Here is a 16,486-nt window from a genome sequence, read left to right on the forward strand (position 1 = left end):
AATGCGGCGGGCGAGTTATTCGCCTTCGCCGAAGCGATCGTTGATGAGCGCGACGAGACCATCCATGGCGTCGTGCTCGTCGGGGCCGTCGATCTCCAGGGTGACGGTGGAGCCGATGCCGGCCGCCAACATCATCACGCCCATGATGCTCTTGGCATCGACCTGACGGCCGTTGCGCGACATCTTGATCTGGCTGTCGAACTTGCTGGCGAGCTGCGTGAGTTTGGCGGAGGCGCGGGCATGCAGCCCGAGCTTATTGATGATGGTGATATCCCTCTGCAGCATATTTGTCCGGATGGTTGGCAACCTGGTTCTGAACGGCTGTCGAGCCGACCTGCAGTACGCCTTGCGCGCCACCGGCCAGGGCCTTGGCGGCAAGTTGTTCGAGTTTTTCGGAGCGATAGCAGATGGCGCGCACGAGCATCGGCAGATTCACGCCAGCCAGCACGCGCACGCGGCCCGGATCGGCAAGGCGCGAAGCGATATTGGCGGGCGTGGCCCCAAAGATGTCGGTCAGCACCAGTGCGCCGTTGGCCTCAACGAGTTCGGCGAGCTTGTCGCGCGCCTGAGCCAGCACAGCAGCCGGCTCGGCATCGGGCAGGACATCGATTGCGCCCAGCCGCTCGGGCTGACCGCAATAGACGTGTGCAGCGCAATCGCGCAGTGCGCTGGCCAGCGGCGCATGAGCGATGATCAGAATCCCTGCCATGATCGAAAAGCGAATCGGTATAACGCCGATTGTATCAGGGCCATTTGGCGCAATTGAGCGGCCTTGTACCGGGCCTCCCCCTTGTGGAGGACCCTCGGCGGAGGGGCCATGCCGCCATTTCAGGCAGGCTTGCGCGCCAATCCGCTGCTCTTGCCCGCGGCGCGCTCCAGTGCATCGATGAACATTCCGGCCACATTGAAGCCCGTCTGCTGAGTGATTTCCTGGAAGCAGGTTGGGCTGGTGACGTTGACCTCGGTGAGGTAATCCCCAATGACGTCCAGGCCGACGAGCAGCAGTCCACGCTGCCAGAGCACGGGCGCAAGTGCATGTGCAATCACTTGATCACGCTCGGACAGCGGCTGCGCCTTGCCGGTACCACCCGCAGCCAGATTGCCGCGGACTTCACCGGCCATCGGCACGCGCGCCAACGAATGCGGCACCGGCGAACCGCCGATCAGGAGAATGCGCTTGTCGCCCTCACGGATCGCAGGAATGTACTGCTGAGCCATGATCGTGCGCGCGCCGTTGTCGGTGAGCGACTCGATGACCGCCCCGAGGTTCATGCCATCGGGCCCCACGCGGAAGATGCCCGCACCGCCCATGCCGTCGAGCGGCTTGAAGATGACGTCGCCCTGCTCGGCGTGGAATTCGCGCAAGCGCTTGGCATCGCGCGACACGACGGTCGGCACGGTGAACTCTCGGAACTGCGCGATGGCAAGCTTCTCCGAATGATCACGAATCGCCTGCGGCTTGTTGAACACGCGCGCGCCCTGACGTTCGGCAATCTCCAACAGCCACGTGCTGGTGACGTACTCCATGTCGAACGGCGGGTCCTTGCGCATCAGCACCGCGTCAAAGCCCGTCAGCGGCAGCAGGCGCGCATCACCGGCGCGATACCAGTCGTGCTCGTCGCCGGTCAGAGCGATGGGCGTGGCCACGGTTTCGACCACGTTGTTCGCCAGCGTGAGCTGCGACTGCAGGCACGTGTAGATGGCGTAGCCGCGCGCCGCCGCCTCGCGCATCATCGCGAAGGTGGAATCCTTGTAGGTCTTGAACGTCGACAGGGGATCGACGATGAACAGGATGCGCATGGCAGTTCCTTCTGCAGCGGGGTACGGCCGATCAGATCAGCGGGTTGGGGTCGGTCTTCTCAAGCTCGAGCGAGGCAGCCAGCAGCGCCAGGCGCGCCACCACACCGTACATATAGAAGCGGTTCGGCTCGCCGGCGCCGGGCTTTGCATGGCTGTCCGGCAGCGAATTCGACGCAAACGGCAGTGGCACGAAATGCATGCCCGGCGCGTTGAGATTCTCGTCCACGCCGCGGCCCGTGTGAACCCGGTAGAAACCGCCCACCACATAGCGGTCGATCATGTAGACGACGGGCTCGGCCACCGCCTCGTTGATCTTCTCGAAGGTATGCACGCCTTCCTGCACGATCACCTCGGAGACCTCGAGGCCTTCCTTGACCACGCTCATCTTGTTGCGCTCCTTCCGGTTGAGGCCCTTGACCTCGGAAGGATCACGCACGGTCATCACACCCATGCCATAGGTGCCGGCGTCGGCCTTGACCACCACGTAGGGGGTCTCGGTCACGCCGTATTCCTTGTACTTCTTGGCAGTCTTCTTGAGCACCGTCTCCACGGCGTGAGCCAGCTCTTCCTCGCCGGCACGCTCATGGAAGTCCAGCCCGCTGCATTTGGTGAAGTACGGGTTGACCATCCACGGGTCGATGTCGATCAGCTTGGCGAACTTCTTGGCCACTTCGTCGTAGGCGGCAAAGTGGTTGGTCTTGCGACGCTGCGACCAGCCGGCATGGAGCGGCGGCAGCAGATATTGCTCGTGGATGTTCTCGAGGATGGGCGGCACGCCAGCCGACAGATCGTTGTTCAGCAGGATCGAGCACGGATCGAAGTCCTCCATGCCCACGCGACGGCCCTTGGTACCGATGCGCTTGATCGGTTCGACCACCAGGCGCTGCCCATCGGGCAAGTCGATCGGGGTCGGCTCGGTGATGTCCTCGGAAAGCGAGCCGAGGCGCACATTGAGCCCCGCTTGTCGCATGATTTGCGACAGACGCGCGACGTTCTGCAGGTAGAACATATTGCGCGTGTGGCGCTCGGGAATCAGCAGCAGGTTCTTGGCGTCCGGGCAGATCTTCTCGATCGCGGCCATGGCGGCCTGCACGGCCAGCGGCAGCATCTCGGGCGCGAGGTTGTTGAAGCCGCCCGGGAACAGGTTCGTGTCGACCGGGGCCAGCTTGAAGCCGGCGTTGCGCAAATCGACGGAACAGTAGAACGGCGGTGTGTGTTCCTGCCATTCCAGGCGGAACCAGCGTTCGATGGCGGGCGTGGCGTCAAGAATCTTCTGCTCGAGCTCAAGCAGCGGCCCGTTCAGCGCGGTGATCAAGTGCGGAACCATACCCTTTCCTATTGATGTTATTTATCGCCCACTCCGATTGTAGAGGAACAGGCAATAGCTTGCAGACGACAGCGGGCTATCGATATGCGGTCAGGGGAGAGGATTCGCAAGAGGCGCAGTGCGGCAGTGCAGCAGGCCACACAAAAAAAAGCGGACAAAAAAAAGCGCGGGGCTGCCGCGCTTGGGGAATAGCCTGACAGATACGGGGAGCGTTCTGCAGGTGGAGGAAACCACGTCTGCAATGTAAGCGTCCGCATAACGAGAGGCAATTGAAGGTTTTTTACATCGGACTTAAGGACGTCCGGCTCAGGGCTGGCACAACAAAAAACCCGGCGCGCAGCCGGGTCTTTTGCAGGATGAGTAAGCGGATCAGTCTTCGTAGGCAGTTTCGCCGTGGGACGTGATGTCCAGACCCTCGCGCTCCTCTTCTTCCGGCACGCGCAGGCCGACGATGGCGTCGACGATCTTGTACGAGATGAACGCCACCACTGCGGACCAGATGACCGTGGTCGCCACGCCCTGGAACTGGATCCACAGCTGGCCCGCGATCGAGTAATCGTCGGCAACCTTGTTGGCGACATAGTCGTAGATGCCGGTGCCGCCAAGGCTCGGTGCCGCGAACACGCCAGTCAGCAGCGCACCGAGGATACCGCCCACGCCGTGCACACCGAACACGTCGAGCGTGTCGTCCATGCCCAGCATGCGCTTGAGGCCATTCACACCCCACAGGCACAGCAGGCCGGCGATGATGCCGAGCGCGATCGAACCCATCGGGCCGACAAAGCCGGCAGCCGGCGTGATGGCAACCAAGCCGGCCACGGCGCCCGATGCAGCACCCAGCATCGACGGCTTGCTCTTGCCGAACCACTCGCCGAAGCTCCACGAGAGCACGGCTGCGGCGGTTGCGAGCAGCGTGTTGACGAAGGCCAGTGCGGCGCTGCCGTTGGCTTCCAGGGCCGAGCCGGCGTTGAAGCCGAACCAGCCGAACCACAGCAGCGAGGCACCGACCATCGTCAGCGTCAGGCTGTGCGGCTTGAGCGCCTCACGGCCGAAGCCGATGCGCTTGCCGAACAGGAAGGCGCCCACCAGACCCGCCACTGCGGCGTTGATGTGCACCACGGTGCCGCCGGCAAAGTCCAGCGCGCCCTTCTGGAACAGCCAGCCCGACTTGGCCGTCATCACCTCGGCCGCCTTGGCGTCGGTAAAGCCGTCCGGACCCGGCCAGAACCAGACCATGTGTGCGATCGGCAGGTAGCTGAAGGTGAACCACAGCACCACGAACAGCAGGACAGCCGAGAACTTCGCACGCTCGGCGAAGGCGCCGATGATCAGCGCGCAGGTAATCGCCGCAAACGCGCCCTGGAAGGCGAAGTACGCGTATTCCGGCACCACCACGCCCTTGCTGAAGGTGGCTGCCACCGAATCCGGCGTCAGGCCCTTCAGGAACAGACGATCCAGCCCGCCGAAGAACGCGTTGCCCTCGGTGAACGCGAAGCTGTAGCCGTAGACGGCCCACAGGATGATGATGAGCGAGAAGATGCCCATGCACTGCATCAGCACCGACAGCATGTTCTTCTTGCGCACCAGGCCGCCGTAGAACAGCGCCAGACCCGGCAGCGTCATCAGGATGACGAAGGCGGTGGAGATCAGCAACCACGCCGTGTCGCCCTTGTTGGGAACAGGCGTAGCGGCGGCGGGTGCAGCAGGCGCAGCAGCTGCGGCGGCCGGAGCAGCCGCGGCGGCGGGCGCTGCAGCCGGTGCAGCAGCGGCCGGCTCGGAGGCTGCGGCCGCGGCAGCCGGCGCCGAAGCGTCAGCCGCCGGCTTGTCCTGTGCCACGGCCGGCGCCGACATCACGGCGCCTGCGAGCACGGCAACGACGGCCCCAGCCGTCAGGAATCGTGTGAACCAGGTTTTCATGTTTTGACCTCTTCCTTGGCGGATTGGGGCTTATAGGGCGTCGCCGCCGGTCTCACCGGTGCGGATGCGGATGACTTGTTCGACCTCGGCCACGAAGATCTTGCCGTCGCCGATCTTGCCGGTGCGCGCAGATTTTTCGATGGCCTCGACGGCGCGCTCGACCACGTCGTCGGGCACGGCCACCTCGATCTTTACTTTAGGCAGGAAGTCGACGATGTACTCCGCGCCGCGGTAAAGCTCGGTATGACCCTTCTGGCGTCCGAAGCCTTTGACTTCCGTGACGGTAATGCCCGACACACCCACTTCGGACAATGCCTCGCGGACCTCGTCGAGCTTGAACGGCTTGATGATGGCCATGATGAGTTTCATGCTGGTTCCTCCTCGGTCGGCGGCACCGGAGCACCGCCGCGCATCGTTATTGGAAAGTCTTGGTGATCGACAGCAGGGCCGTGGCCTTGCCCATGTAGTTGCCGCGCGTGTTCGTGTAGAAGGCGCGCGAAGCGTTCGTATCGATATAGGCCAGCGACGCCGCCCAGCCGTTGCCGAAGTCTTTCGTCACACCGACCTTCCAGTCGGCATACGAGGCGCGCACGGCCTGGTGCGGCACTTGCTGGTAGCCGGCATGCAGGTTCAGCGTCAGGCCCCAGAAGCCGGTGTCGAAGTTGCCAGACAGATCGAAGTACTGGCTGTGATGCGAATCGGGCGTGCCGAACAGGTTCGAAAACGCGTGCGAATACTTGAACGTGATCGGGCCGTAGCCGATCTGCGCATAGCCTTCGGTCGTGTGCGGACGCGTGAAGCCATCGGGATAGCTGCCCGGGTAGTAGTACTGCAGCACCCCCACGTCGATCGGCACGTCCTTGACGATCTCGGTCTTGTAGCCACCGTAGAAGTCCATCTCGATCGGCGCGGAGACGTTCGAGTTCGAATCGCTCAACCAGCTGATCGACGAGTTCCAGTTACCGATGTAGAAGCCTTCGGGCAACACACCGCCCGGAATGGCGTAGTCAAAGCCGCCCTGGATGGCCGGCTTGTTATTGGTCTGCATGATGCCGCGATAGCGGTATTGGCTGGCCAGCGTGACGTTGGCCGTGAGCGCGGCAGGTGCTGGCGCGGGCGTGGCGGCCGGCGCATCAGGCGCAGGTGCGGACTGCGCGATGGCGGATTGGCTCACACCGGCAACGGCACCGGTCAACAGTACAAGGCTGGCTGCGTACGCAAACTTCTTCATGACGGCTCTCCCCCTTTAGAAAGTCGCAACGGCAATGGAAAAAAATCGCACCAGTTCTGCAACTGTCATGCCATGTTGATGTCGTCGGATGGGAGGACGTCTTCGGTTACAGCGACACGCTGCCCCGGCAGCGGAAAGCGGAAGAAATTGGGGACGGATCGCGCCGGGCGGCAACGGCTGCCTGCCAAAGGTTGCTAGAGGCGGCTTTCCGCCATGGAGGCCTACAGCGCCATGGCGCGATAAAAACCATGTGATAGAGTGATTTCAGCCTTATGCAGTGGCCTGCACGGCCGGGACCGGAAACTGCGACTCGTCGTTCTGTCCCCGTTTGTGTGGCGCCGCCAATGCCGCATCGCAGCGAGATTTGACGCAAGGTGTGCCGTTCGAAGCGCTCAGCCGGTACCATCGCGGCCGGCAGCACCGAAACCACGCGCCAAACGCAGGCCTTCGCACCACGGCACAGCAATTTCCTCGCACAGTTGCGGTGCATGCACCGGCTTGGCGCAGACAGCATGACCTACGGAGCAAACAACATGAAACCGACCGATCTCTTTTCCGACTTCCAAAACCGCGTAAGCGAAGCGCTGCGCAACTCGCCGGCGGCCGACATCGAGAAGAACGTCCGCGCGATGATGACGCAGGGCTTCTCCAAGCTCGATCTGGTCACTCGGGAGGAATTCGACGTGCAATCGCAAGTGCTGGCGCGTACGCGTGCGCGACTGGAAGAACTCGAAACGCGCGTGGCCGCGCTGGAAGCGCAACTCAAGTCCGCCGCGCCCGCAGATCAGTAATCCGACGCCCGGTGTAGCCCCGGGCGCGCATCCGCATGATCGCTGTGCCGGCCGCGGCACCCATGATGCGACGCACAGCGAAAAGATCAATGCGCCGCCTTGTTGCGGCTGGCGAACTGATCTAGAACGTCCTTAAGACGCGCGCGTACCGCGCTTGAGGAGAAGATCATGCAGCATCGCCTCTACTTCCTGATGCCGGACGTCGTCAGCGCCCGGCGCGTGATGAATGACCTCCTGCTGGCGCGCATCACCGAGCGCCATATCCACTTCGTGTCAAAGCCCGGCGTCGATCTCACCGGCCTGCACGAAGCCAACATCCTCCAGACTTCCGACATCGTCCACGCTACCCAGAATGGCTTGGTGATCGGCGGGGGTGCGGGCGTGCTGGCAGGCATCGTGGCGGCCATCTTCCCGATCGTCGGCGATGGGCCGCAGTGGGGCATGGTCGGCATTACCACGGTGGTTGGGGCACTGTTTGGCGCCTGGGCCTCGAGCATGATCGGCAGCTCGGTGCCGAACAGCCGCCTGAAACCGTTCAAGCAGGCAGTGGAGGATGGGCAGATCCTGCTGATGGTCGATGTGCCGCGCTCGCGCGTGAAAGAGGTACGCGCGCTGCTGCAGAAGACGCATCCCGAAGGCCACTTCAGCGGCGAAGACACGGCCATGCCGGCCTTCCCCTGAGTTGATCTGCCGACAACGAAGCCGGAGCCCAGTGCTCCGGTTTTTTTTCGCTTTTCATGTCGACGGCGATCGTCAAATTTGGATGCCGGCGAACATGGCGGCGCAACGCGGCTGGCACAGTGGAGGGTTCCGCAACCGTCACGCTCCGCCACGCCATGCACCGATGCCACGCCCTCCGCCTCGCCAGTGAGATCCCTCGAAGGGCCGCGCGATGAGCCTCGCCGTACTGCGTTCGCGCGCGCTCTCGGGTATCGATGCGCCAGCCGTCTCCGTTGAGGTCCATCTGGCGAATGGCCTGCCATCGTTCACCATCGTCGGTCTGCCCGACACCGAGGTGAAGGAGAGCAAGGATCGCGTACGCGCGGCGATCCAGAACAGCCGCTTTGAATTTCCGGCACGGCGCATCACCGTCAACCTAGCACCGGCGGATCTCCCGAAAGAATCGGGACGGTTCGACCTGGCCATCGCGCTGGGGATTCTCGCCGCGAGCCGGCAGATTCCGCACACGCATCTGGACGCACATGAGTTTGCGGGTGAATTGTCGCTCTCCGGCGATTTGCGGCCGATTCGCGGTGCGCTGGCGATGGCATATGCGCTGTCGCGCAACCCCGTCCCTGCCGATGGCGATGCACCGCTTGCCCGCGCCTTCGTGCTGCCCGCCGAGAACGCCGCCGAAGCCGCGCTCGTAAGCGGCACCAAAGTCCTGCCTGCACGCACGCTCATCGAGGTGTGCGACCACCTGAGCGCGCCAGACCGCAAGCTCGCGCCTGCGCTGCCGGCCCCGGTTGACGCGGACATTCACTATCCCGACTTGGCCGACGTACGGGGCCAACCGCAAGCGCGGCGCGCGCTGGAAGTGGCCGCCGCCGGTGGACATTCCATGCTGATGATCGGGCCGCCCGGCACCGGCAAGTCGATGCTGGCGCAACGGTTTCCCGGCTTGCTGCCGGACATGAGCGATGATGAGGCGCTCTCTGCCGCCGCCGTGATGAGCCTGACCACGCGCGGCTTCGACGCGCGGCGTTGGAAGGTGAGGCCGTTCCGTTCGCCGCACCACACGGCATCTGCGGTGGCGATGGTGGGCGGGGGCAATACGCCACGGCCTGGCGAAATCTCGCTGGCGCATCAGGGCGTGCTCTTCCTCGACGAACTTCCAGAGTTCGAGCGCCGCGTGCTCGAAGTCCTGCGCGAGCCGCTGGAGACCGGCCACATCACCATCTCACGCGCCGCGCATCAGACGGACTTCCCTGCCAGCTTCCAGCTGATTGCCGCAATGAACCCGTGTCCGTGCGGCTATCGCGGGCATCCGCTGCGGGCGTGCCGCTGCACACCGGATCAGGTGGAGCGATACCAGGCGCGCATTTCAGGACCGCTGCTTGATCGTATCGATGTGCAGATCGAGGTGCCCACGCCCTCGCAGGAAGAGTTGCTCGATGGCCCGCCTGGCGAACCGACGCTCAACGTGGCCGAGCGGGTTTCTGCCGCGTACGCGCGACAGCTTGCACGGCAAGGCAAACGCAACGCCTTGCTGGGTGGTCACGAAATCGATCTGCATTGCAGCCGCACCGATGCGGCCGATGGCTTGCTGCGTCACGCGATGACGCGCTTTTCGTGGTCGGCCCGCGCGTATGCCCGCGTGCTCAAGCTTGCGCGCACGATTGCCGACCTGGCAGGCGACGAGCAGATCGATGCAGCGCATGTGGGCGAGGCAATTCAGTATCGGCGCGGGGTGAAGGCAGATTAGCCTTCATCCACGCACTGCGCCTTGAACCCACTTGGCGGGTCGCCCGGGGGCGGCGTTTGAAACTCAGGCAGTCTGCCGCTTCACGAAAAACAGCGCTGCGCCAATGCTCATCAGCATGCCGCCGAAGAAGCGGCTCTGCCAACGCAGCGCGCGCGGATTGCGGAACAGTCGCTGCGCCCGCGAGGCAAGCAGCGCATAACCGTGCATGACAATCAGGTCGACGAACACCATCGTCGCCGCCAGGATGCCGAGCTGCCAAAGCAGCGGCTTGGCCGGATCGATGAACTGCGGCAGCACGGCCACCATGAACAGAATGCCCTTCGGGTTCGTCAGATTGGTCAGCAGTCCCACCAGGAAGCGGCGGCGCGCGCCACTGCCCGAAACCTTCACGGGCTCGCCGTCAGCCGGCTTGGCGATCTGAATGGGCGTGCGCCATTGCACGATGCCCAGATAGATCAGGTACATCGCGCCGATGATCTTGATGGCCGTAAAGGCGTGCTCCGACGCAATCAGCAGCGCGCCCAGCCCGGCCCCCGCAATGAACAGAATCACCACAATGCCCAGTTCCAGTCCCGCAATCGTGACCGACGTCCGGCGCACTCCATGCGTCAGGCCGTGGCTCATGCACAGGATGGCGCCCGACCCCGGCGAGATGGCGATCACCCAGGCGGCCAGAAAAAAAGCCAGCCAGACTTGCAACGTCATGATGGTTCCCCGTGATGTCGTGAATTGTGTTGCGGTAAAGCGGAAGACGCCGATTGTGCACCGGCTGCGGCGAGTTCGCTCGGGCGCGCCCAGGATCTAGCACGGATGGAAGCTGGAGAGAAACTGGTCGACCTGTTCCTGCTGGCGGGCATCGCGTGCGGCATCACCCGATTCCAGCACGACAGCTTGGTATGCGCGCTTGCCCGTCGCGACTACGCGCGCGGTCAGCCGGCGCGGCGCGGGATCGTCCCCGCCCGCCCCCTGGGCGATCAATTCCACCGCCGGCAATGACAACGGCGGCTGTGCGGCGCTCTGCACGGCGATGTCGCGCTCGGTCACACGGCCCTTCAGATTGGCGGACAAGCCATTGCGCAGCGCTTCCACCGCGCGCTGGCGCCAGACCGGGTCATCCGCGGGCAGTTCCACCACGCCGACGGCGAACAGCGTGCCGTCAACGCTGGCGGCCTGCATCGTCATCGGCATGCGCTGGCCGTTGATGGCGATGGGCCTGGCTTCTGCGGTGGGCTTGGCGGGGTAATCCACGGCGTAGGCCCCTTCGTTGGAATGAACCGTGCGCCAGTCGTACTTGGGCGAACAGGCCATCAGCAGCGCACAGGCCACCGCGCCCAACCCGATCCGCCAGCCTGCCCCTGCTGTGACTGCCACGTCGCCTCCTGTAGGTTTTTTGTCCAGCTCCAAGCCGCCTATTATCGGACAGAGTGACCAGCCTCCTCCGCGAAGGACCCGCCATGCCAACCCCGCTCGTCGCCCTGCGTGCCCTGCGCGCCGACATCACCTCGCTTGACTGCGATGCCGTCGTCAATGCGGCGAATAGCTCGCTGCTCGGCGGAGGCGGCGTGGACGGCGCTATCCATCGCGCGGCCGGACCGGAACTGCTGGAGGCATGCCGCGCGCTCCACGGTTGCCGCACCGGTGAAGCGAAGCTCACGCCTGGTTTTCGGCTGCCCGCCCGCTACGTTATCCACACCGTCGGGCCCATCTGGCGCGGCGGCCAGCAAGACGAGGCGGGATTGCTGGCCGCGTGCTACCGCAACAGCCTGGAACTGGCGCGCAGGCACGACGTACGCAGCATCGCATTCCCGTGCATCAGCACCGGCGTGTACGGCTTCCCGCCGCAATTGGCGGCACCGATTGCCGTACGCGCCGCGCGAGAACACGGCACCGGTCTGGACGTGATCACCTTTTGCTGCTTTTCTTCAACGGACCTTGCCTTATACGAAGCGGCCCTCACCGAGGAAAAGTGATGCAAGAATCCTATTGCGGACGGATTGTCGCGGCCGACATGCGGCGCTGGCACGGCGCGCCTACAATAGATGCCTGATTTTCCTTCCGGACCCGTTGCCGCCATGGCCTCGACCCTGACTTCCTCCGCAACCCCAGCGCCAGCTCCCGCCACGTCAGGCGGTCGCCGTTGGTTGCTCCCCGTGATCGTGCTGGTGCTGGCAGTGGCCGGCTGGTTCGGCTGGCGTGCGTTCTCGCCGTCGCAGCAGGTGCCCGCCGCCACCTTCACGCTGCTGGATGGGAAAAAGCTTTCGACGCAAGACCTGAAGGGCAAGGTCTATCTTGTCAACTTCTGGGCCACGAGCTGCGCTACGTGCATCAAGGAAATGCCCAACATGATCCAGACGTACAACAAGTACAAGGGCGAAGGTCTGGAATACGTGGCCGTGGCGATGAACTACGACGCGCCGATGTATGTGATGAACTTTAGCCAGACGCGCCAGTTGCCCTTCAAGGTCGCAATGGACGCCGACGGCTCCGCCGCCAAGGCCTTCGGCGACGTGCAGCTCACGCCGACCACGTTCCTGGTCGACCGCGATGGCCGCATCCTCAAGCGCTATGTGGGCGAACCGGAATGGTCGTCGTTCGACGCGCTGCTCAAGCAGACGCTGGGCAAGCAGGCCTGAGCACGCCATCCCCGATCCAAACGAAACGCCCGGTTGATGCCGGGCGTTTTTGTTTTCGGGCGACACAGGTTCCACACTAGGTTCACGCGGGCCTGCTGCAATGGCGGTCCGTCAATGTCTGGTTCGATGGAGTGCGCATGGCCAATCACTACTGCATGTTCAAGGGCAAGCTGAAATTCGGCGTGCCGTATCTGGAGGGCTACAACGGTAATCCGCATTACGCGATCGTGGTAGAAGCACCGGATGGCTCGGAGTTCGTGGTGCTTGCCAACGTGAAGTCCGACTCGAGCATGCCGGGCGCCGGGGCCGCCGGTTATCACGTGCTGTATCAGTGGACGGCCGATCTGCAGTTGCCCATCATCGCCGACCTGGCTTCGCTGGCCCCCGGGCTGCACGAGAACGGCTTCCCGCGCCTGGACTACGTGCGCGACGCCGGGCTGGTCGACTTTCCGAACATGCGGCCGATCGCGCTGGATACCGAGACCGAGCGCAATGACATCAACGCGCTCGTTGACGACATGCTGATGCTGGACCGCACCGCCACGCCGATCGATTACATCTACCACGGGAGCTCCGGCGACGACGACCGCAAAGGCTGGCCACCGCGCACCGACGTGATGGTTTACGGCTTTGGCTTCCTGTTCGAGCCGCAGCACAACGGCCTGCACGAAACCCACATGAACCAGGGCAACCCGGTCGTGCATACGCCGGGTGTGAAGGACCATTCGCGCGAGAACGGCACACAGCAAGACGGTGCTGTCATCGTGGAAATCGACGGCAAGTTTCAGGCACTGCTGATCGCCTTTCAGACGCAGCGAATTCCGACGGACGACCGTGGATATCCGGTGGCCGATGCGCATCCGATTCTTGGCTGAGCGCGAGAAGAAAACGCCCGGTCGATGCCGGGCGTTGTTGTTTGCGGACGTGCAAAGTTAAAGGCCGTATCGCTTGATCTTGTCATACAGCGTCGCACGGCCAACCTGCAGAATATCCGCCGCCTGGTGCACCGAACCGCCCGTGCGCGCCAGCGTTTCGGCAATGACTGTGCGCTCGTAGCGTTCGACGCGCTCCTTGAGCGGCATGCCGTCTTCCGATGCATCCGGCACGACCGGCGTGCGGCCGACGCCCAGCACAAGACGATCGGCCGCGTTGCGCAGTTCGCGCACGTTGCCGGGCCAGTTCGATTGCATCAGCTCGTGGCGCTGGCGTTCAGCCAGCATCGGCAGCGGTCGCTGATAGCGTACGGCGGCTTCGAGCAGGAAATGTTCGAATAGCGGGATGATGTCTTCGCGGCGTTCACGCAGCGGGGGCAAATCGATGACGACAACGTTCAGGCGATAGTACAGATCGCGCCGGAAACCACCCGCCTCAATCAGCGCTTCCATATCGCCCTTGGCGGCCGCAACAATCCGCACGTCGATGCGCACCGAGGCATTCGAGCCCAGCCGCTCCAGCGCGCCCTCCTGCAGCACGCGCAGCAGCTTGACCTGCAGCGCAATCGGCATGCTCTCGATCTCGTCGAGGAACAGCGTGCCGCCCGAGGCATGCTCGAGCTTGCCGATGCGCCGCTTGCCGGCACCGGTGAAGGCACCGGCTTCGTGGCCGAACATCTCGCTCTCGAAAATCTGTTCGGGCACGGCGCCGCAGTTCAGCGCAATGAACGGCTTGTCGTGACGCGGCGAGAGCATGTGCAGACTGCGCGCGACCAGCTCCTTGCCCGTGCCCGTCTCGCCGTTGATGAGCACCGGCGCATCGGTGGTCGCAACGTTCTCGATCAGCGCGCGCACAGCGCCCATCGCAGGCGAGCGCCCGATGATGCGCGTGCCGGCCGCCGGGCCCGCCAGTTCACGGCGCAGTGCGCGGTTTTCCAGCTCCAGCGCGCGGCGTTCGACCGCGCGGCGCACGGTCTCGGTCAGACGTTCGGCGGGAAACGGCTTCTCGATAAAGTCGAACGCGCCTTCGCGCATCGCCTGCACAGCCATCGTGATGTCGCCGTGGCCGGTGACGAGCACCACGGGAATCCCCGTGCCGAACGACTGGCAGTGCGCGAGCACGTCCAGGCCGCTTGCGCCGGGCAAGCGCAGGTCGCTCACGACCACACCAGAGAAATTTGCGTCGATCTTGCCGACGGCCTCTTCGGCGCTGCCAAACGCCTGCACGTTGAAGCCGGCCAGTTCCAGGCTCTGCGCGGTGGCCTGGCGCACAGGCGGGTCGTCTTCGATGAAGAGAACGTTCAAGCCTTCGGACATGGTTCGTATCTGTATGGAAAACGGATCAGGTGGACGCCGCGGAGGAGACGTCGGCGCGTACCAGCGTCAGCGTAAACTGCGCACCGCCGCCGGGCATGTTCGCGGCCGATAGGGAGCCACCAAAATCGCGCGCGATGCTGGTGGAGATCGCCAGCCCAAGGCCGAGCCCCTGGCCGATCTCCTTGGTGGTGAAGAACGGCTCGAACAGGTGCGGCATGGCGTCGGGCGGAATGCCAGGGCCGTTGTCGCGCACGGCGATGGTCAATTGGTTCGACTGGGACGCCGCGCCCTCGGCGAGGCCGATGTTGATCTCGATGCGTCCGGCGCGCGCGGGTTCATTGGCGTTGATCGCATCGAGCGCGTTGCCAATCAGGTTGATCAGCACTTGCTCCAGCTTCAGTTCATCCGCGCGAACGACGGCATCTGCTTCGGGGATATGCCAGTGCAGTTCGAGTGCCACGTCGCCCAGGCGCGGACGCAGCAGCGCGAGCGTGTGATCAAGCGCCACGCGCACCTGCACATCCACCACCTTGCGCCGCGAGCGCCCCGCAAACAGCTTGAGCTGCGCGGTGATCTTGCCCATGCGCTCGGTCAGGTCGGCGATCGCCTGCAGGTTGTCCGTGGCGGCGCCGTGCTGGCCGCGCTCAAGCAGGATGCGCGTGTTGTCGGAGAACGTGCGCAGCGCGGCCAGCGGCTGGTTGAGTTCGTGCGTGATGCCAGCGGCCATCTGGCCCAAGGCGGCAAGCTTGCTGGCCTGCACGAGTTCGTCCTGCGTGGCGCGGAGTTCGGCCTCGGCGCGGGTGCGATCGACGATCTCGTGTTGCAGTTGTTCGTTGGTGGCCATCAGGTCGGCCGTGCGGTCTTCCACACGGCGTTCGAGCTGGTCATATGCGGCTTCGAGGAGGCGGCGGCTACGCAGCATCTCCATCATGCGCAGGCGGCGCTGGCGCCAATAGAACAGCAGCAAACACGCAAACGCAAAGGCAAACGCCGCCGCCACGGTCGCGCTGCGCGCGGCGCTCATCACCGGGTCCACGGGCGTGAGGTACATCAGCGTCCAGTCGGGCTCGACCAGGTCGCGCGAAACCTGCAGGTAGCGCGTGGCGTTCGTACGCTCGCCAACGCGAATCAGTTCTGCGCCTTCCGGCAAGCGTCCGGTCAATCGCAGGAAGGCCGGCGCCTCGGGTTGCAGCGGCAGTGGCGTGATCTGCTTGCGGTAATACTGGCGCGTCGCTTCCAACTGCGCCTGCAGCTTGGACGTGAGAGGCTCCACCGTACGGTACTGCCACGCCGGCACGGAGGACAGGAAGATCACACCGTTCTCGTCCGCCACCATCACGGGTTCTGACGCGTCGTGGCTGGCGCGGCCGAACCATTCGAGGTTGAGCTTGACGACCGTCACGCCGATCACGCGGCCGTCCTGCATGACGGGCTGCGAGATGTAATAGCCCGGCTCTTCTCGCGTGATGCCAATGCCGTAAAAGCGCCCGACGTGGCCTTCCGCCGCCTGCTGGAAATACGGCCGAAACAGATATTCAGCGCCGACGAAGCTGTCAGGCTGGTTGTAGTTGGATGCGGCCAGCGCCTTGCCGCTGGGGGAGATCACGTAGGTCGCAGTGGCGTGCGCCCGATCGTTGACTTCGCGCAGATAGCGGTTCGCGCGGTCGACATTGGCAGGCGTCGGATTGGCGAGCAGATCGTGGATGAACGGATGCAGCGCCACCAGCGCCGGCAGGTATTCGTAGCGGTCGAGCGTGCTCTTGAGGTTGGCCGCATAGCGATCGACCCGCCCACCGGCGGCCTGCTGGGCCTGCGCGAGGCCCCGGTTCCACGCCACCACAAACGTGGTCGCGCACACCACGGCCATCACCACCACGAGCCCGAGCGCCACCAGCCACCAGAAGCCGCGTCGCGAGCCGGAGGCGCTGGTGAAGGAGAAATCGGGATCGGACATCGGCTGGAGGTCGGCGGCAGAGAGTGTTGCCGTGCCTTCCAAAGCCATGCCTGAAGTCGGCATGTCGCCGAGGTGCTTCACGAGGTGCATTCCAAAAAAGAAGCGGGGCCGTCTGGAAGGACTGGCCCCGCAATCATACGCTTTGCGCTTTCAGTAGCC

The 16,486-nt window shown here is 64.2% G+C and carries 17 protein-coding genes; 6 read left to right on the plus strand and 11 right to left on the minus strand.

The window, feature by feature from the left end; genetic code table 11:
- Positions 1–15: 15 nt before the first annotated feature.
- From ACU8YE_RS21985 to ACU8YE_RS22015, 7 genes are all read right to left on the minus strand, one after another.
- Complete coding sequence (locus tag ACU8YE_RS21985; protein WP_004637085.1) at positions 16–285, minus strand: HPr family phosphocarrier protein; 270 nt, start codon at positions 283–285, stop codon at positions 16–18.
- A complete protein-coding gene (locus tag ACU8YE_RS21990; RefSeq protein WP_232041839.1) occupies positions 254–709 on the minus strand; it encodes a PTS sugar transporter subunit IIA in 456 nt (151 codons plus the stop codon). Before ACU8YE_RS21990 ends, ACU8YE_RS21985 begins: the two co-directional genes overlap by 32 nt.
- Before the next feature lie 119 nt (positions 710–828).
- Positions 829–1,800, minus strand: coding sequence for a glutathione synthase (gshB, locus tag ACU8YE_RS21995; RefSeq protein ID WP_024976766.1), 972 nt, complete (start codon positions 1,798–1,800; stop codon positions 829–831).
- A gap of 31 nt (positions 1,801–1,831) precedes the next feature.
- Complete coding sequence (gshA, locus tag ACU8YE_RS22000; protein WP_232041838.1) at positions 1,832–3,127, minus strand: glutamate--cysteine ligase; 1,296 nt, start codon at positions 3,125–3,127, stop codon at positions 1,832–1,834.
- Positions 3,128–3,496: 369 nt separating this feature from the next.
- Positions 3,497–5,044, minus strand: a complete 1,548-nt coding sequence (locus ACU8YE_RS22005) for an ammonium transporter (RefSeq protein ID WP_343618390.1) — start codon at positions 5,042–5,044, stop codon at positions 3,497–3,499.
- Between the two features lie 30 nt (positions 5,045–5,074).
- Positions 5,075–5,413, minus strand: a complete 339-nt coding sequence (locus ACU8YE_RS22010; RefSeq protein ID WP_027678364.1) for a P-II family nitrogen regulator — start codon at positions 5,411–5,413, stop codon at positions 5,075–5,077.
- Positions 5,414–5,459: 46 nt separating this feature from the next.
- Entirely contained in the window at positions 5,460–6,275 is an 816-nt protein-coding gene (locus tag ACU8YE_RS22015) for a TorF family putative porin (protein ID WP_446929609.1), read from the minus strand.
- Positions 6,276–6,808: 533 nt separating this feature from the next.
- Between ACU8YE_RS22015 and ACU8YE_RS22020 the strand changes: the two genes are divergently transcribed.
- From ACU8YE_RS22020 to ACU8YE_RS22030, 3 genes are all read left to right on the plus strand, one after another.
- Positions 6,809–7,066, plus strand: coding sequence for an accessory factor UbiK family protein (locus ACU8YE_RS22020; RefSeq protein WP_004637064.1), 258 nt, complete (start codon positions 6,809–6,811; stop codon positions 7,064–7,066).
- A 168-nt stretch (positions 7,067–7,234) separates the two neighbouring features.
- On the plus strand, positions 7,235–7,747 hold the full coding sequence (locus ACU8YE_RS22025; RefSeq protein ID WP_232041835.1) for a DUF1269 domain-containing protein: 513 nt from the start codon (positions 7,235–7,237) through the stop codon (positions 7,745–7,747).
- Positions 7,748–7,958: 211 nt separating this feature from the next.
- Complete coding sequence (locus ACU8YE_RS22030) at positions 7,959–9,491, plus strand: YifB family Mg chelatase-like AAA ATPase (protein WP_260803996.1); 1,533 nt, start codon at positions 7,959–7,961, stop codon at positions 9,489–9,491.
- Positions 9,492–9,554: 63 nt separating this feature from the next.
- Here the strand turns inward: ACU8YE_RS22030 and ACU8YE_RS22035 are convergent, their stop codons facing one another.
- Positions 9,555–10,196, minus strand: coding sequence for a LysE family transporter (locus ACU8YE_RS22035; protein WP_232041804.1), 642 nt, complete (start codon positions 10,194–10,196; stop codon positions 9,555–9,557).
- 96 nt (positions 10,197–10,292) lie between these two features.
- Complete coding sequence (locus ACU8YE_RS22040; protein WP_446929610.1) at positions 10,293–10,862, minus strand: hypothetical protein; 570 nt, start codon at positions 10,860–10,862, stop codon at positions 10,293–10,295.
- 83 nt (positions 10,863–10,945) lie between these two features.
- Here ACU8YE_RS22040 and ACU8YE_RS22045 point away from each other — a divergent pair, with 83 nt between their 5' ends.
- From ACU8YE_RS22045 to ACU8YE_RS22055, 3 genes are all read left to right on the plus strand, one after another.
- Positions 10,946–11,461: an O-acetyl-ADP-ribose deacetylase gene (locus ACU8YE_RS22045; RefSeq protein ID WP_414560122.1), complete on the plus strand. Its 516-nt coding sequence runs from the start codon at positions 10,946–10,948 to the stop codon at positions 11,459–11,461.
- Positions 11,462–11,563: 102 nt separating this feature from the next.
- Positions 11,564–12,124: a TlpA family protein disulfide reductase gene (locus ACU8YE_RS22050; protein ID WP_232041801.1), complete on the plus strand. Its 561-nt coding sequence runs from the start codon at positions 11,564–11,566 to the stop codon at positions 12,122–12,124.
- 137 nt (positions 12,125–12,261) lie between these two features.
- Positions 12,262–12,999, plus strand: coding sequence for a DUF2278 family protein (locus ACU8YE_RS22055; protein WP_446929611.1), 738 nt, complete (start codon positions 12,262–12,264; stop codon positions 12,997–12,999).
- A 57-nt stretch (positions 13,000–13,056) separates the two neighbouring features.
- On the opposite strand, the gene ACU8YE_RS22060 is transcribed toward ACU8YE_RS22055, so the two are convergent.
- Complete coding sequence (locus tag ACU8YE_RS22060; RefSeq protein ID WP_446929612.1) at positions 13,057–14,373, minus strand: sigma-54-dependent transcriptional regulator; 1,317 nt, start codon at positions 14,371–14,373, stop codon at positions 13,057–13,059.
- Between the two features lie 25 nt (positions 14,374–14,398).
- A complete protein-coding gene (locus ACU8YE_RS22065; protein WP_446929613.1) occupies positions 14,399–16,417 on the minus strand; it encodes a sensor histidine kinase in 2,019 nt (672 codons plus the stop codon).
- Positions 16,418–16,486 lie beyond the last annotated feature (69 nt).

The organism is Ralstonia sp. VS2407 (assembly GCF_052950655.1).

What these genes read in the sequence shown, in the direction of transcription:
- ACU8YE_RS22030 (WP_260803996.1), top strand. Translation starts at nt 7,959, where the DNA reads ATGAGCCTCGCCGTACTGCGTTCGCGCGCGCTCTCGGGTATCGATGCG.
- ACU8YE_RS22010 (WP_027678364.1), bottom strand. Translation starts at nt 5,413, where the DNA reads ATGAAACTCATCATGGCCATCATCAAGCCGTTCAAGCTCGACGAGGTC.
- ACU8YE_RS22015 (WP_446929609.1), bottom strand. Translation starts at nt 6,275, where the DNA reads ATGAAGAAGTTTGCGTACGCAGCCAGCCTTGTACTGTTGACCGGTGCC.
- ACU8YE_RS21990 (WP_232041839.1), bottom strand. Translation starts at nt 709, where the DNA reads ATGGCAGGGATTCTGATCATCGCTCATGCGCCGCTGGCCAGCGCACTG.
- ACU8YE_RS22060 (WP_446929612.1), bottom strand. Translation starts at nt 14,373, where the DNA reads ATGTCCGAAGGCTTGAACGTTCTCTTCATCGAAGACGACCCGCCTGTG.
- ACU8YE_RS22025 (WP_232041835.1), top strand. Translation starts at nt 7,235, where the DNA reads ATGCAGCATCGCCTCTACTTCCTGATGCCGGACGTCGTCAGCGCCCGG.
- gshA (WP_232041838.1), bottom strand. Translation starts at nt 3,127, where the DNA reads ATGGTTCCGCACTTGATCACCGCGCTGAACGGGCCGCTGCTTGAGCTC.
- ACU8YE_RS22045 (WP_414560122.1), top strand. Translation starts at nt 10,946, where the DNA reads ATGCCAACCCCGCTCGTCGCCCTGCGTGCCCTGCGCGCCGACATCACC.
- ACU8YE_RS22055 (WP_446929611.1), top strand. Translation starts at nt 12,262, where the DNA reads ATGGCCAATCACTACTGCATGTTCAAGGGCAAGCTGAAATTCGGCGTG.
- ACU8YE_RS22005 (WP_343618390.1), bottom strand. Translation starts at nt 5,044, where the DNA reads ATGAAAACCTGGTTCACACGATTCCTGACGGCTGGGGCCGTCGTTGCC.
- ACU8YE_RS22020 (WP_004637064.1), top strand. Translation starts at nt 6,809, where the DNA reads ATGAAACCGACCGATCTCTTTTCCGACTTCCAAAACCGCGTAAGCGAA.
- ACU8YE_RS22065 (WP_446929613.1), bottom strand. Translation starts at nt 16,417, where the DNA reads ATGCACCTCGTGAAGCACCTCGGCGACATGCCGACTTCAGGCATGGCT.
- ACU8YE_RS22035 (WP_232041804.1), bottom strand. Translation starts at nt 10,196, where the DNA reads ATGACGTTGCAAGTCTGGCTGGCTTTTTTTCTGGCCGCCTGGGTGATC.
- gshB (WP_024976766.1), bottom strand. Translation starts at nt 1,800, where the DNA reads ATGCGCATCCTGTTCATCGTCGATCCCCTGTCGACGTTCAAGACCTAC.
- ACU8YE_RS22050 (WP_232041801.1), top strand. Translation starts at nt 11,564, where the DNA reads ATGGCCTCGACCCTGACTTCCTCCGCAACCCCAGCGCCAGCTCCCGCC.
- ACU8YE_RS21985 (WP_004637085.1), bottom strand. Translation starts at nt 285, where the DNA reads ATGCTGCAGAGGGATATCACCATCATCAATAAGCTCGGGCTGCATGCC.